12 protein-coding genes are annotated in these 14,728 nt (G+C 57.8%); 1 reads left to right on the top strand and 11 read right to left on the bottom strand.

Annotated elements, in window-relative coordinates:
- Position 1: 1 nt before the first annotated feature.
- The 3 genes from nuoF to BLP93_RS04540 form a co-directional block, all read right to left on the bottom strand.
- Positions 2-1,870, bottom strand: a complete 1,869-nt coding sequence (gene nuoF, locus BLP93_RS04550) for an NADH-quinone oxidoreductase subunit NuoF (RefSeq protein WP_092117691.1) — start codon at positions 1,868-1,870, stop codon at positions 2-4.
- Entirely contained in the window at positions 1,867-2,343 is a 477-nt protein-coding gene (nuoE, locus tag BLP93_RS04545; RefSeq protein ID WP_092117688.1) for an NADH-quinone oxidoreductase subunit NuoE, read from the bottom strand. Before nuoE ends, nuoF begins: the two co-directional genes overlap by 4 nt.
- A gap of 241 nt (positions 2,344-2,584) precedes the next feature.
- Positions 2,585-3,607, bottom strand: a complete 1,023-nt coding sequence (locus BLP93_RS04540; RefSeq protein WP_092117685.1) for an Lcl C-terminal domain-containing protein — start codon at positions 3,605-3,607, stop codon at positions 2,585-2,587.
- 377 nt (positions 3,608-3,984) lie between these two features.
- Between BLP93_RS04540 and BLP93_RS04535 the strand changes: the two genes are divergently transcribed.
- Positions 3,985-4,950 carry a GGDEF domain-containing protein gene (locus BLP93_RS04535; RefSeq protein ID WP_161946193.1) on the top strand — a complete coding sequence of 322 codons (966 nt, stop codon included), beginning with the start codon at positions 3,985-3,987 and terminating at the stop codon, positions 4,948-4,950.
- A 119-nt stretch (positions 4,951-5,069) separates the two neighbouring features.
- On the opposite strand, the gene BLP93_RS04530 is transcribed toward BLP93_RS04535, so the two are convergent.
- From BLP93_RS04530 to BLP93_RS04495, 8 genes are all read right to left on the bottom strand, one after another.
- Complete coding sequence (locus tag BLP93_RS04530) at positions 5,070-6,143, bottom strand: CgeB family protein (protein ID WP_092117679.1); 1,074 nt, start codon at positions 6,141-6,143, stop codon at positions 5,070-5,072.
- Entirely contained in the window at positions 6,140-7,267 is a 1,128-nt protein-coding gene (locus BLP93_RS04525; RefSeq protein ID WP_092117676.1) for a CgeB family protein, read from the bottom strand. The genes BLP93_RS04530 and BLP93_RS04525 overlap by 4 nt, the downstream gene beginning before the upstream one ends.
- Before the next feature lie 41 nt (positions 7,268-7,308).
- A complete protein-coding gene (locus BLP93_RS04520; RefSeq protein ID WP_092117673.1) occupies positions 7,309-8,400 on the bottom strand; it encodes a CgeB family protein in 1,092 nt (363 codons plus the stop codon).
- Positions 8,401-8,408: 8 nt separating this feature from the next.
- Complete coding sequence (locus BLP93_RS04515) at positions 8,409-9,461, bottom strand: glycosyltransferase family 4 protein (RefSeq protein ID WP_161946192.1); 1,053 nt, start codon at positions 9,459-9,461, stop codon at positions 8,409-8,411.
- 74 nt (positions 9,462-9,535) lie between these two features.
- Positions 9,536-10,531 (bottom strand): Gfo/Idh/MocA family protein, encoded by a 996-nt coding sequence (locus BLP93_RS04510; protein WP_092117667.1) that lies wholly within the window; start codon positions 10,529-10,531, stop codon positions 9,536-9,538.
- Between the two features lie 10 nt (positions 10,532-10,541).
- Positions 10,542-11,498: an MDR/zinc-dependent alcohol dehydrogenase-like family protein gene (locus tag BLP93_RS04505; RefSeq protein WP_208596561.1), complete on the bottom strand. Its 957-nt coding sequence runs from the start codon at positions 11,496-11,498 to the stop codon at positions 10,542-10,544.
- A gap of 2 nt (positions 11,499-11,500) precedes the next feature.
- Complete coding sequence (locus BLP93_RS17365; protein WP_092117664.1) at positions 11,501-13,594, bottom strand: NAD-dependent epimerase/dehydratase family protein; 2,094 nt, start codon at positions 13,592-13,594, stop codon at positions 11,501-11,503.
- A gap of 16 nt (positions 13,595-13,610) precedes the next feature.
- Complete coding sequence (locus BLP93_RS04495; protein ID WP_092117661.1) at positions 13,611-14,726, bottom strand: SDR family NAD(P)-dependent oxidoreductase; 1,116 nt, start codon at positions 14,724-14,726, stop codon at positions 13,611-13,613.
- Positions 14,727-14,728 lie beyond the last annotated feature (2 nt).

The raw sequence follows: 14,728 nt of genomic DNA, 5'->3' as shown, positions 1-14,728 counted from the left end.
GCTATTCCACCGCCACCGCGCCGAACTTGCAGGCCTGACGGCAGGCGCCGCAGCGGATGCAGATTTGTTGATCGACGTGGTGCGGCTGTTTTTTGATTCCGGAAATCGCTTCCACCGGGCAGACCCTGGCGCAGGCCATGCATCCGGTGCAGGCCTGGGGATCAATGGAAAAGCTGATCAGGGCCTTGCAGACCCCGGCCGGGCACTTGTGGTCCCGGATGTGCGCCAGGTACTCGTCCATGAAGGAATCCAGGGTGGTCAGGGCCGGGTTGGGCGCGGTCTGGCCCAGGCCGCAGAGCGAGGCCTTTTTCATGGTGTCCCCGATCCCGCGGATCGTTTCCAGATCTTCAACGCTGCCCTGACCCTCGGTGATGGTCGTGAGCAGGCGCAGCAGATGCTGGGTGCCCATGCGGCAGGGCACGCATTTGCCGCAGGACTCGTTTTCGGTGAAGCCCAGGAAGTACTTGGCCACATCCACCATGCAGGATTCCTCGTCGATGACGATCATGCCGCCGGACCCCATGATTGAACCGACCTGGGCCAAGTGTTCATAGTCGACCGGCAGGTCGTAGTGTTTGGCCGGCACGCACCCGCCGGAAGGGCCGCCGGTCTGCACGGCCTTGAAGGCCTTGCCGTCCAGCACGCCGCCGCCGATATCCTCGATGATCGTGCGCAGGCTGATGCCCATGGGCACTTCGATCAATCCGGTACGGGTGATCTTGCCGGCCAGGGAAAAGGTCTTGGTGCCCTTGCTTTTTTCCGTCCCGATTCCGGCATACCAAGCGCCGCCTTTTTCCATGATCGCCGACACGGCCGCCAGGGTTTCGACGTTGTTGATGTTCGTGGGCTTGCCGAACATTCCGGACACGGCCGGGAAGGGCGGTCGCGAGCGCGGCATGCCCCGCTTGCCCTCGATGCTCTGCATCAGCGAGGTCTCCTCGCCGCAGACAAAGGCGCCGGCGCCCATCTTGATGGTGATGTCGAAGTCGAAGCCGGAACCGAGAATGTCCCGGCCGAGAAAGCCTTTGGCGCGCATCTGCTCGATGGCGGTTCGCAGGCGTTCCAGGGCCAAAGGATATTCGGCCCGGCAGTAGACGTACCCATGGCCGGCGCCGATGGCGTACCCCGCGATGAGCAGCCCTTCCAGTACGGCATGGGGATCGCCTTCGAGCACGGAACGATCCATGAACGCCCCGGGATCGCCCTCGTCGGCATTGCAGATCACGTACTTTACGTTCCCTTGGGCCTTGCGGGCGAAACTCCACTTCAGTCCCGTGGGAAAACCGGCTCCGCCGCGTCCGCGGATGCCCGAGAGCTTGATCTCCTCGATCACGGCGTCCGATCCCATGCCAATTGCCCGGGCAAAGCCGGAATAGCCGCCCTGGGCGATGTAATGGTCGATGTTCGAAGGGTCGATGAGCCCGCAATTGCGCAGCACAATCCGCAACTGATGCCGGATCATGGGCAGATCGGCAAAACAGGGCATTTCCTCGTCCTCGCCATCTTGGGATTTGCCTTCCATTCGGCAAAGGGCAAGCTTGGAGGCCAGCCGCCCTTCAAGCAGATGATCGCGGACCAGGTCCGGGACCATATGGGCCAGCACGCCCTGGTACAGGACCTGCGTTCCGTCCGGCCCCTGAATTTCCACCAGCGGCTCGGCATGGCACATTCCCAGGCAGCCCACCTCGCGGATTTCCACGTCCTGCAGTTCAGGAACACTTGCGCACTCCTCCCGAAAAGCCTGCACCACTTCCGTAGCCCCGGCTGCCCGGCCGCAGGTGGCCGCGCCGATCAGCACGCGCAACCCTTGAGGGCGATTAAATTGGTCCCAGACCTGCCGGGCCTGTTCCTGGATATTCGAAAAGCTCATTCCAGATCCTCGATCAACTTTTCCGTTTTGCGGGCGGTCATCTTGCCGTACACCTTGTCGTCCACCACGACCACCGGAGGCAGGGCGCAGGAGCCGAAACAGGCCACCCGTTCCAGGCTGAAATTCTTGTCCTCGCTGGTTTCCCCCGGCGAGATGCCGATCTTACGCACGATGGCGTCCAGGACCAATCCACCACCCCGCACATGGCAGGCCGTGCCCTGGCACACCTTGATCCGATGCCGCCCCGGCGGATGAAATCGGAACTGGGCATAGAACGTGGCCACCCCGTAGACGTCGTTCTCCGAAAGGCCGAGATGTTCGGCCGCCATGGCCACGGCCTCAGGTGACAAAAAGGACATTCGATCCTGGATCTCCTGAAGCATGGGAATGAGATTTTCGCGTCCCTGGTCGTATTTTTTAAGAACTTCGGAAAGACTCTTTCTGTCGTCATCCAAAGTCGGCATTGTCGTCATACAGTCTCCGTCAACCTGGCGCTGTGCGCGGGATGAACATTTTCTACCGCCAGTCCAGACCTACAACATTAAATCAGCTGATGATATTCCACGGCCGAACAGTATTGCCAGGAAAGCACCCAAAGGCGCAACCAAACAATATTTCAAAAAGATGGCCTTTTCGCAATGTCTTACCTGTCCCACAGGTATTTCTCAACCAGTATCAAGGAGCGGGATTATCTGGGATCATGGGCATGATCGCTCACCCGGAATGGTCATGGTCATGGCCACCGGAAACAGGCCAGACCAGGAAGTCCGGATTAACCTTAAAGCCCACGCCCAGTGCCCCCTTGTGCAGATAAAGCACCCAGGCCCAGTCCGTCTCGAAGTAGCTGGTCGTGGACGACCAGTATCCCTCGCCGACATTCGAAAAGGGGTGATCCCGCGGAAGCGCCGGGTTGTGCTGCGAGCAGTCCACCAGGGATTCCAGCTCGTTGATGTTGGGAAGACGCCAATCGCTGATCCCGGCAAAGCGTTCCTTTCGCAGCTCTGCGACAGCCTCCAGACAAAGCTTCCAGGAGACCGGGCCTTGGGTCAGATCCGCACGGCGCAGCCAGGACAAGCCGGTCAGCCGGTCCCGAACAATCTCCCCGCGGGTCTCGAAACGGGGTTGCGGCCAGTCCACCCCGAAACGAACTTCGCCGTCCTGCCGTGTTGCTCGACAATCAATGGGTTGTCCGCCGGGATCGGAACATGTCCGCTGGCCCGTCCGGAACATTTTTCCCGGATCGCCCGCCCGTACCGGCCACAGCATGTAGTACTGATTCTTGCGCCCATAGAACATGCGCGCTCCTTCCATATGCACATACCACGCATAGGCAGGATTGATCGCCGCGGAAGTGGAGGTCCAATACCAGCCCAATACGACGTCTTGAAAGGGGTGACCGTCCGGCAAGGATGGTTTCTTGGTCTGGTAACTCATCAGGCTGCGCAGCTCGCGTCGGTTGGGCAGCCGCCAGTCATCATGCCCCAGAGCCTGATCCCGATTCATTTGCGCCACAAAGTCCAGCGCCTCGGGCCAGGTCATGGGGAATTCGCCCAGGTTGGCGTTACGTGGCCAGACCAGGCCGGTCAGGCGGTCCAGTACCAGGTTCACGTCAGCATGAAACCGCGGTTCAGGCCATTTGAGGCCGTGTCGGAACCGGCCGTCCTGGATGGTTTCGCTGCAATTCAATTCCCTGCCCCGCTCGTCGTAGCACTTGTTCTGTCCAGTTTGAAGAATCATGGTTGTCGGCCTGCATTCCTTTTTGTTATCCAAGACATTGAATCCTGATTCCAATGCGTCTAAGAGATCAAATTCACGGCACGATGGGCGGAAGACACTTCCGGCGTACAAATAACATTCACCACAAGCGAGACGGAAGGAGCGCATATCGTGTTCCATCTTCCAAAACGCATTGATGCATCCACTTTTATGCAGATGGACGTCAACACAGCTCAGAGATTCGAGCCGGAACCCAAACAATGACTAATCTCGACCCGGTACCTCTTCAAGACAGCGTCCAGTGTTTACGAGACAAGTTGAAGCATACCCTGGAATTGTATCAGGATAACTTGGCTGTCTTTCATAAGTTTCAAACATGCGCGACAAAAATTCAATCCATGACGTCACTTTCGGAACTGCCGGAGCTTCTTGATGTCTTACGCGCCCGCCTCAACCTCCGGCACATCCACCTTGTTCTTGCTCAGGAGAAGTACGCTGACTATCTCCCCGACTCCATTGCCGTCCAACCGCAAGCTTCACTGGAGCGCATTCTCAGAGAACTGTGCATGGACTATTCCACAAAACAGCCTCTGATGGGGGCATTCCAGGAAATAAGGTTCCAGACGCCCGGCATCAAGGTATTGCTTCCTGCCGAGAATTCTCCTGCTTTCATGGGGTCGCTTTGTGTTTTTTCCCTGTGGAACAAGTATCAACCAGGCGAACTGATCGGCTTCCTGACGCTGATTGACCAGAATCCCCAGCGTTACAGCAACAAAATGGCCACGGATTATATTGAATTTTTTGCGGATTTGTTTGCCTGGTCGCTGGTAACTCTCAGGGATCATGAAAAACTGATTCGCGAAAACACGACGGACTATCTCACTGGCTGCCATAACCGGAACTATCTGCTCAAGCATGCGCCGCGCATCCTGGATTTCGCCCAGCGCAAGGGATTCCCCGTTGCCTTGTTGTTCATCGATCTCGATGGATTCAAGCAGGTCAACGACACCCTGGGACATGACTGTGGCGACCGCATCCTCATTTCCGTGGCCCAGTGCATTCAGAACATCATTCGCGACTACGACATATTCATTCGCCACGGGGGAGACGAGTTTCTCCTGCTTCTGCCTGATGTTGAACAGAATATTGCTCTGCGCACGGCATCCAGAATCCGTAAGGCCATCCAGAATGTGCGCGTTTCCAAAATATGTTCCGCCACGACAGACATTACAATATCCGCCTCCATCGGCGTAGCCATGCACCTTCCCGGCGAAAAGCTGATAACGCTGATTCAACGGGCAGACCATAAGATGTACGCTTCGAAAAGAGCGTCTCAGGACCAGTGCTTCTGCGAGGAGAGTTGAGGCGGATTAATAGGCGCAAAAAAAGACGCGATACAGACCATTCTGAAGTTCAAAGCCTTCCTGGCAGCAGTCTCCCGACCGGATTCGGCAGACCGGAGTATTATACTCCAATGCCATGTCTACGATCCGCGAGTTTCCTCATAATACCCCACCAGTTCCCGCGCTCGTCGGCTGGAGGTGTGTCGGGCCAGAATTTTTTTTCTTGCGTTCTGGCCGATGCGGACTCGTTCCTCTTCAGGGAGTTCCTTCAGAAAGGCGAGTGTGTCGGCGGCGGAACGGGAGATCAGGATTTCCTTGCCGGGCGTGAGCAGCTCGTCCAGCCCCTGCCAGTAATCGCTAATGATGGGAACGCCGCAGGCTCCGGCCTCGAACAGGCGTACGCTGGGCGAATATCCCGCTTGGATCATGTCCGCCCTGGTGATGTTCATGGTGTAGCGCTGGGCGCAGTAGAAGTCCCGGTGTTCATCCGGGGGCACATGGGGCAGGTATTGCAGGTTCGCGGGCCACTGCACGCTTTCCGGATACTGCGCTCCGGCCGCTGTAAACAGGCCTTGCGGCCAGTTCCTGGCGGCGTCGAGCATCAATTTTTCCAAGGGCGGCTGCCGGTCGTCGCTGTAGGTCCCCAGATAACCGAGATCCCAGCGTACCGGCGTGGACACCGGGTAATAGAAGTCGGGGTCCACGCTGCAATACAGGGCTCTGGCAGCCGGAGAACGATATTTCTGCTCCAGGAGTTCCAGGGTTGGTCCGCCGGTAAAGGACAGGTACAGATCGAACCGGGCGATCTGGTCCTTGGCCAGGTACGCGCAGTCGTTGTTTTCCAGTCTGGCCAGGGTGACGGGCGTGTCGATATCGTAGAAGGCCTTCACTCCCCTGGCTTGCCGGATCACATGCGCGCAGACCTCCACGCCCTCCGGCACGTAGGAGCCCACAATTACAAGGTCCGCGCTCCGGACTGCTTCAACATGCGCGCTCTGCAGCTCGGCAAGGTCCTCATAGAGAACCAGGCGACAGTACTCCGGGTTGGGCAGATCCCGGTTGTCGGAATACCAGGGAACATTGCGCTCCAAAAACGTCACCGCGTGCCCGGCTTTGTCCAGTTCCTTCACCAGCCCCCGGAACGTGGTGGCATGCCCGTTTCCCCAGGATGAAGTGATGGACAGGCCTAGGATGGCAATGTTCAGCGACCTCATGGCGTGTTGCTCCCCAATGTCATCCCCGACGCGACTTTTCGCGTCTCGACCAGTCTGTCGAGAATGCTCTCCAGATGTTCGGTGCGGTGGGCATAGGTATGTTCGGAGAACATGCGCCGGAGTGCCGCTTCGCCGATGGACCGGGCCCGTTCCGGAGACAGATTCTTGAGGATGTTCACGACATCTTCACCATCCCGGGCGACCAGCACTTCCGTGTCCGGCTCCAGAAACAGCTCAATGCCTTCCCAATGATCGGTGATCAGACATGCCCCGGCCCCAGCTGCCTCAAATACCCTGGTGGCCGGAGAGAATCCCATGCGGGCCATGCTGTCCCGGCTGATGTTCAGGACCGCCTTGGGTGAGACGTTGAAGGCGTTGTGATCCCTGGTATAGACATGGTTCACATACCGGACGTTGCGCGGCAAGTCCTTGTCCGTCCATCCGTTGCCCCCCAGGACGAAATTGCTGTCCGGAAGTCGTGCGGCCGGCTTCAGAAAAAAATCCTCCACACGCGCCTCCCGGTCCGGAAGACGATTGCCGAGAAAAGCCAGATCGCCCTGAAATCTGGATTCCGGCTGAACGCGATGGTGGGTCTCCGGGTCAAATGCATTGTAGATGGGGACGCATTCCAGGGCACCCAATGCCGTGTACGCATCAACAACCGGCTGACCTCCGCCGTAGGTGAGCACGGCGTCGTACTGCGGCACCAGGTCGCGGAACGGGTCATCAGGATTTTCCTCCAGCCGCTGAAGCGTGGCCGGAGCGTCCACATCCCAGAAGATGCAGGCCTGTTCCCTGCCGCGGCGTTGTATTGCCTCGGACTCCAGCAACTCGTCGAACACGCCCACCCCGCTGGCCTTGATCAGAATGTCGGCGTCCACTGCCCGCCCCACCATATCAAGGACCGCCTTTTCAGCCGCCTCGTAGACCACCACGTCCGCCCACTCGGGATCGGGCAGATCCCGGTGCTTCTGCCGGTCATAGGCGTCGGGCTCGTAAAAGGTCACCCTGTGCCCTTTCTTGTGAAGCTCTTTGATGATGCCCCTGTAATAAGTCGCCGCGCCGTTCCAGTATGCGGAGACCAGGCTTGAACCGAAAAAGGCGATGTTCAGTGGTCGTTTCATAAAGGTCTGTACCTCGCGCTGCTGTTGCCCGATGCCTGGCTTCAGGATTCGAGCTGATCCAGGATTGCAAATAGTTCATCGACCCTGTGGCTGCAGGAATGTCTGCTGCGAACGGTTTGCAGACCGTTTGCAGCCAAAGCGGCTGAAAAAACGTCGTCGTCCAGGATTCTCGAAAGGCGCATCTTCATTTCCTCCTTGTTCAAGGCCACAAGATGGTCTTCACCCGGAGCAAACAGGTGCTCCGTGTCCTGCCAGGGCGAGCAGACCAGCGGGATGCCGCAGGCCAGCGCCTCGAAGGGCCGGATGGTCGGAATACCGGGCAGCGCATCGACATAGGGCCTGCGCGGCACATGTACCGTCACCCTGTACCGGGCGAAAATTTCAGGAACCTTGTAGTTGGGCAGCCACCCGCCGTATTCGATGCCTGCGTCCGACAACGCCTGCAAGGCGTGCTCAGGGTACCTGACGCCGTAGACTTTGGCCTTGAGATTCAGCTCCCGGACCGGTTCGATGAGAAACTCGAACAGCTCCCGCGTTCTCTCCTCGTCGCCCCAGTTGCCGATCCAGACCAGATCCCCGGACGGCGGAACTTTTGCACGGGGATAAAAAATCGCGGTATCCGCCGCTTCATGCCAGGTCCAGGCGTGCTTCGCCCATCCGTTGGCGAGATATTTATCCCGGATCACGTCTCCAAACGCCAGCACACCGTCATATGCCGACAGATCGTACCCGCCGATTCCCTCATGGTCAGTTATGGATCTATGGTGCGTGTCGTGGAACAACAGGATGTACTTTCCGCCGGAGGCCTTGTGGCGTCCGATGGCGTTGACCACGGACAGCTCGTTCCATTCATGAACGATGACCAGGTCCTGGCCTTCAAGGATTTTTTCCGGTTCCAGGTTGTCGGGATCATAGAAATTGCTGCGCAAGGATGGAAAATACCGGTTGAACTCGGCAACAGCCTCCTCGCCCGCGGTTTGCAGCAGGTTGCGCAGGCTCCAGTTGTTCTCCGGCTCATAGACCGACACGTCATGTCCGCGTCTGACCAGCTCCGATGCAAACCCCCGCAGAAAATGCGCATTGCCGTGGTTCCAGTCGGAGATCAGGGAGTGGTAGAACATGGATATTTTCATGATGTCAGTCAGGCAATCAATTCCTGGTATGCGTATATGTAACTCGCGGACATCCTGTCTGCGCTGTATTGCTGAGCCTTTTCGACCGCCAGCTTCTGTCGGTGTGCCAGCAGCTCCGGTGTCCCGATGAGCGACTTCAGATGAAATTCCAGTCTCTCCGCATCACCCGGCGGGAAATAGATGGCTGCGTCGCCCCATATCTCCCGCAAAGTGGGTATGTCCCCCAGGACCAGTGCGCAGCCAGAGAATGCGGCTTCCAGGGCTGAGAGGCCGAATGGCTCGTACTTTGCCGGAAGTACATAGATGGGCGTCTCGCTCAGAACTTCCCGTATCTTTTCCCGGTCCAGTCGCCCCATGAACACTCCGGCGGCATTCTGGCCGTCCTCGGCTTCCTCCAACCGCGTACTTCCCGCAATCCTGATCGGCCACCCGACCCTGCCGTGCATTGACGCCAGGGCGCTCAGGTTCTTGCCTTCGTCCCAGACCCTGCCCATTCCGAACACCATGTCCTGCTTTTTTCGAATGTGATAATCCTGCGGATCAAGCCCGTTATGGATCATCCGGGTCTGCCTCAATGGCCCGTACAGTGCAGCGACATCATCCAGGAAGACGCGGCTGACCCCGACCACCATGTCCGCATTGCGAAGTCCCTCCCTGACCTTGTCGTAATACACGTGCCATTCAGCAGGCGGATCTTCGCTCTTGACCGCTCTCCACCAGGTGAAGACGCAGGAATGCGCGACCATGACAGCGGGAGCGTTCCATTCCAGGCTGCCGTGGGCATAGTTGTTCAGATGGATGATATCCGGCTGGAGGCGTGCCTCCAGTTCATTGAGCCACTTCCCCGCTTCCGCGACGTCCTCCCAGGGATCGGCCATCCATTCCAGCTTGTAGCTGCTCGCGTGGATGCGTAGGTTTGCGGTCTTCGCCGCATACTGCGACTGATCTTCCGACAATGGCTGCCCCATACAGGCCAGATGGACCACAACGCCGAACGGCTCAAGCGCCTTGGCCAGCTCACAGGCATAGGTCCACACCCCGCCGATGGTGTCCGCGGTCATCAGGATCCGCATCAGAACCGGGACGGGATTGGGTAAAGGGAATTTTGCGATAAATCAGCCCAACGCATGATCACTCACCTGCCGTAAATCGCATCAAGAACTCGTGCCACCTCGACATAATGAAAGGATTCATCGTCAAAATCGCTGTTGAGGGACAGTTTTTCGACCCAGTCCACCGCGGTTCTGCCTCCCCAGTCATCAGGTCCATTGCTGATCATTTGCGTGGATGTTCCGTGAAATCTATGAGCGACAAAATCATAGAAGGACCCATCGATATTAGAGAAGGAAACGCCGCCGTTTTGACCGTAAAAAACCGCCTTGATCACGGCATCGCGACCGGCGGGCAGGTTCCAGGAACAGGCAAGACGCACTGAGATGGCATTGCTGAACAGCAGTTGTGCCGTGACGTAGTCCTCGACTGCTTTCGTCCCCGGAGCAAGCAACTTGCCGCGGGAAAAGACATGGCTCTGGACGACGTTCAACTCAGGAGAATCGAATAGCCACAAGACAAGATCAACCAGATGGATGCCCAGGTCGACCAGACAGCCGCCGCCTGAAAGTTCCGGATCATAATACCATGGCTTGTCCGGGCCGTATCCATTGTGAAAGACAAGATCCATGGCGTAAATTTCTCCGAGTTCGCCCGAATCCAGCACCTGTTTCACAGCCTGGATGGTGCGGGTATGGCGGTAGGAAAAATCGACTCCCCGCAGTTTGTCGTTTTTTCGTGCCGCCTTGACCACTTCCGCTGTTTCAAGAGCATTCCGGCCCAGGGGTTTCTGGCAGAAGACAGCGATGCCTGCATCCAGGGCCTGGACGGACTGCCGCACGTGCAACGCACTGGGCGTGGCGATGAATACGCCGTCAATGTCCCGGTTGGTCCACTCTTCGCCGTTGTCGAAAATCCGAGCCGAGGGAACCATTTCCCGCGCTGCGGCGCACAACTGCGGGTTGACGTCCTGAATCCAGACGATTTCCGCAAGACCGCTGCGAACAACGGCCTCCATTCTGTTCCTGCCGATCCATCCGACACCGACGAAGCCCAGTCTGGGTTTTCCGTTCATGATCATTTAGCCATCATCAATACTTCAGGATTGCCTTGACGAAGCCCGGAGGCGCGTCGGCGTGGATCTGAAACGCTTTCTGGATGTCCTCAAGCCCGAACTCGTGCGTGTAGAGGAGATCGGGCCGCATCCGTCCGTCGACCACTGCTTCCATGGCGTTGCGGATGCCGGAGATGTATTTTTGAGGATCCCGCTCATGGGCGTTGATGACGTCCAGACCTTTCCAGTTCCAGAGCTGAACATTGACCTGACGCATGCCGTCCTGGTGGTAGCCGGCGATGATGATCTTTCCCCTGACAGCGGCGAGTTCTCCTGCAAGATTCAAAGGGCCTTCCTTCCCCGTGGCCTCGACCACCTTGTCGCAGAACCTGCCCTTGGTCAGGGAATCCACCTTTGCCACGAGGTTGACGTCGTCCAGGCTGATGATCTCATCCGCCCCGAATTTCAACGCCATCTCCAGGGAGGATTCGCGCCGGGAAATCGCGATCACTCTCGCTCCGGCATTCTTCGCCAGCTGGGTCAGCAGCGATCCGAGAAAACCGATTCCAATGATGGCGACGTTGTCGCCGGCCTTTATTTCGCTTCGCTCGAAGATGTTCCAGGCGCAGCCCAGGGGCTCGCCGGAAAAAGGGCGGCCATGAAGCTGTTCGGGAAGTACGGCAACGTTTTTGGCATCCGTGACGTCATATTCAGCATAGGCATGGTACGATACGGCCGCGACCTTGTCCCCGACACGCGGACTTTCAACTTCCTCTCCCACTTCCGCAACCCAGCCCCAGCCTTCATGCCCTGGAGATCCGGCTTCCTGAGGATAGTCAAACCAGTCCCTGCCCTGCCAGACCGGCAGGTCGGAAGCGCAGATGCCGCAGCCCTCCAGCCGGATCAGGACCTCATGCGGAGCAGGTTTGGGAACCGGCTTGTTTTCAATGACGATCTTTCCGGGCGCCGCGATGATCGCTGTCTTCATGTTCATCTTTAATTTGCCAGTTTTTGGTACGTTTGCTGGAGCCGGTCCCATGAGATGGGCTGCCTCGCCGTCCGCACCAAATTGCGAACCGGCTTCGCCTCTTTCAACCACCTGTAGAGCATGGGCACGCCTTGTCTGGCTGAAATCGCGGGCTTCCAGCCGGTGACCGCATGAAATTTCCTGTAGTCCGCGACAAAATACTTCTGATCGCCTTTTCTCCAGTCGCCGTGCTCCACAGCCATTTCGGTCCCCTGGAGCCTCTCGGCGACCTGGATCAGTTCCCGAAGGCTGATGTTGTTATCCGCCCCACCGCCGATGTTGAAGGCCTGGCCTGTCAGTCGGTTCATGTTTTTGATGGCCAAATCGAACGCTTTGAGCAGGTCGTCCACGAACAAGATGTCCCGGACCTGTAGACCGTCTCCGTAGATGACGATGGGCTCTCCCTTTAGGGCGCTGAGCAGGAAGTGGGCGACCCAGCCCTGATCTTCGGTGCCGCACTGGTGTCGGCCGTAGATGCAACTCATCCGGAACACCACGGCCTTGATGCCGTATGTCCGCACATAATCCAGAACGTAGGAATCGGCGGCGCCTTTGGAACAGCCGTAGGGACTGTGGAAATCCAGAGGCCTGTCTTCATTCACCCCATGCGCCGCATGCGTCTTTTCCAGTGGCACGTAGCGGGAATCGGCGGTCTGCATGGGAATGTCTTCGAGAGCGCCATAAACCTTGTTCGTGGAGGTGAAAATCAGTGGGGGCGCATGTTCCGACTTGCGCACGGCTTCAAGGATGTTGAGGGTTCCCCGGGCATTGACGTCGAAATCGTCCGCCGGATTCTCACAGCTTGTGGTCACCGCGACCTGGGCGGCAAGGTGGTAAACCTCGGAAGCCGCGTTCACCAGATGGTCTACGGCGTATTCATTGCGAATATCCGCGATTTCAATGCTGAGACGGCCCGTGTTCATACGACGCAGCCAGAGCACGTTGTCTTCCACTCCGGGACGCGACAAATTGTCGAGAATGGTGACCTGTGCGCCTTCGTGCAAAAGTTTTTGGACAAGATTCGTGCCGATGAAGCCGGCGCCGCCGATCACCAAAGCGTGTCTTCTGGAGGTGGGCTCGGCCGATGCCCGGTACGGTTCGGCCAGTTGCCGGCTGTTCCTGATGTTCTTGATTCCCTGTGCCGCCAGCAGCCTGTAGAGCAGCTTCTTGTGGCCGTGTTTTCCGATTAGACCGAAATGGTATTCTCTTTCGTCAATATGAAAGCCGTTAACCGTCGGCAGTCCTGAATCCAAATCGTTCAGGCTGTACCAGTAGGCGCGTTGGACCGGGGCTTCGAGAGCATCGAGAAAAATGCGCAGCTGCTGCTGTTCGTCATGCTGCCATGTGGAAAAGCCGGCCTCCGTCAGCCAGATCTCCTGGCTCCCCCCGTAACGGTCAATGACCTTGCGAATGCGCTCCGCGTTCTTTGCCCAGCCTTGCCACATCGGATCGAACACGTTTGGAAAGCCGTGAAATCCAACGGCATCCACATATTGCATCACCCCGTTCTGGTACATAATTTCCAGCCAGTTCGGATCAACGGGGCTCATCCCGCCCAGCACGGTCTTCTTTCCCAATTGGCGCATCCAATAGGCGGCCTTGCCGATCATTTCGGAAAAGATGGTCCAGTTTTGGTCAAAGGTGAAATCGTATTCAGCGCGATTATTCGGTTCATTCCACAGTTCCACCCAGTCGAAAAACCCGTCGAACCTGGTGATCATGACGTCGAGAAAATCCGCGTAGTCTTTCGGGTTTTTCGGAGGAGACGAAGCCTTCGGTTCGATGCCGAGGGAAGGCGGCGTATACAGGAAACAGGGCAGCATGTTCATCTTTCGGCAAATGGTGGGGACCAGCCAGTCGAACCATTGCCGCCCACCTTCAGCATGGTAGTCGGCCCAGGAGATCCCCGTCCTGATGTGCGAGAAGGAAAGCGCATCCATCTCATCCAGCGCTTTTTCCACCTGCTCGTATTCGCCTACCCGGAACCATTCGACGATGCCCACGGCTTCGGGCGTTTGATGACCGCCTTGGAACGACCTGTTCGGAAATGAAGATGTCTTCATGATTTTCCACGCAGTGCTAGATGGTCAGGCCTCGGGCAGCCAGTTCGATTCCCGCGTATTCCACCCTGTCCACGGCCAATTGCGGGTCGAGCCAGGCCGACAACTCTTCCAGACCCTCTTCCAGCGAAACTTCAGGCTGGTACTTTAGGATCTTCCGGGCCTTGGATATGTCCGCAAAACAGTTCCTGATGTCTCCGACGCGGTACTTCCCATTGGTGCTCGGTTTGATGTCCGGCTTGTCCAGCAGATCGCACATGCGCTGGGCTATATCGAGAATCGTGTAGCTCTGGCCGCTGCCGATGTTGAAGACATCATGGTCGACCTCGGTCGTTTCCAGGGCCAGGCGACAAGCCCGCGCCACATCGAGCACATTCACGAAATCTCTTCTCTGGAGGCCGTCTTCGAATATTAACGGCGGGTTGTCGTTCAACAACCTGGAGGCAAAGATGGCCAAAACGCCGGTATAGGGGTTTGAAAGGGACTGCCGTGTTCCGTAGACGTTGAATAATCTCAAGGCCACAGTGGGGATGCCATAGGCTTTCCCGCACAGAAGGCACATGACTTCCTGGTCGTATTTCGAGAGGGCGTAGATGGAGGCCAGAGACGGCTTTTTCGTCTCCGGCGTGGGAAGCGGGAACAGCGGCTCACCCGAACGGCCCTTTAGTTCCCAGTCGCCTGCCTTGAGTTGCCGCATGGTTCTTCCCGCATCTTCATGAAGCGTTCCGTCCGCGGCAGCATACAGCCCCTCTCCGTAGATGCTCATGCTCGAGGCGACCACCAGCCTGGCAACCGGCCGGCGCATCAGGCATTCCAGCAGCACGGCCGTGCCCATGTTGTTCACGTCCGTGTACTTCCGGATCTGGTACATGCTCTGCCCGACCCCGACGCAGGCAGCGAAGTGGAATACCGCATCCATGCCCTTCAAGGCGTGTTCAACGATCCGCGAGTCGCGGACGTCGCCATGAATGAATTCCACATCATGGAGATGAACCTGCCGGGATCCATTGTTGCCGTGGACCTGTTCCACAAGATTGTCCAGCACCCTCACATTGTAGCCGTGTTGCAGCAATTCGTCACACAGATGGGAGCCGATAAAGCCGGCGCCGCCCGTTATCAGGATGTTCTTGCTCATAT

Source organism: Desulfonatronum thiosulfatophilum (assembly GCF_900104215.1).
Taxonomy (GTDB): Bacteria; Desulfobacterota; Desulfovibrionia; order Desulfovibrionales; family Desulfonatronaceae; genus Desulfonatronum; species Desulfonatronum thiosulfatophilum.
The sequence above is the reverse complement of the archived record's forward strand: the minus strand, read 5'-3'. Positions and strand labels throughout refer to the sequence as shown.

What these genes read in the sequence shown, in the direction of transcription:
- BLP93_RS04535 (WP_161946193.1), top strand. Translation starts at nt 3,985, where the DNA reads ATGACGTCACTTTCGGAACTGCCGGAGCTTCTTGATGTCTTACGCGCC.
- nuoF (WP_092117691.1), bottom strand. Translation starts at nt 1,870, where the DNA reads ATGAGCTTTTCGAATATCCAGGAACAGGCCCGGCAGGTCTGGGACCAA.
- BLP93_RS04505 (WP_208596561.1), bottom strand. Translation starts at nt 11,498, where the DNA reads ATGAACATGAAGACAGCGATCATCGCGGCGCCCGGAAAGATCGTCATT.
- BLP93_RS17365 (WP_092117664.1), bottom strand. Translation starts at nt 13,594, where the DNA reads ATGAAGACATCTTCATTTCCGAACAGGTCGTTCCAAGGCGGTCATCAA.
- BLP93_RS04525 (WP_092117676.1), bottom strand. Translation starts at nt 7,267, where the DNA reads ATGAAACGACCACTGAACATCGCCTTTTTCGGTTCAAGCCTGGTCTCC.
- BLP93_RS04510 (WP_092117667.1), bottom strand. Translation starts at nt 10,531, where the DNA reads ATGATCATGAACGGAAAACCCAGACTGGGCTTCGTCGGTGTCGGATGG.
- nuoE (WP_092117688.1), bottom strand. Translation starts at nt 2,343, where the DNA reads ATGACGACAATGCCGACTTTGGATGACGACAGAAAGAGTCTTTCCGAA.
- BLP93_RS04530 (WP_092117679.1), bottom strand. Translation starts at nt 6,143, where the DNA reads ATGAGGTCGCTGAACATTGCCATCCTAGGCCTGTCCATCACTTCATCC.
- BLP93_RS04520 (WP_092117673.1), bottom strand. Translation starts at nt 8,400, where the DNA reads ATGAAAATATCCATGTTCTACCACTCCCTGATCTCCGACTGGAACCAC.
- BLP93_RS04495 (WP_092117661.1), bottom strand. Translation starts at nt 14,726, where the DNA reads ATGAGCAAGAACATCCTGATAACGGGCGGCGCCGGCTTTATCGGCTCC.
- BLP93_RS04515 (WP_161946192.1), bottom strand. Translation starts at nt 9,461, where the DNA reads ATGACCGCGGACACCATCGGCGGGGTGTGGACCTATGCCTGTGAGCTG.
- BLP93_RS04540 (WP_092117685.1), bottom strand. Translation starts at nt 3,607, where the DNA reads ATGATTCTTCAAACTGGACAGAACAAGTGCTACGACGAGCGGGGCAGG.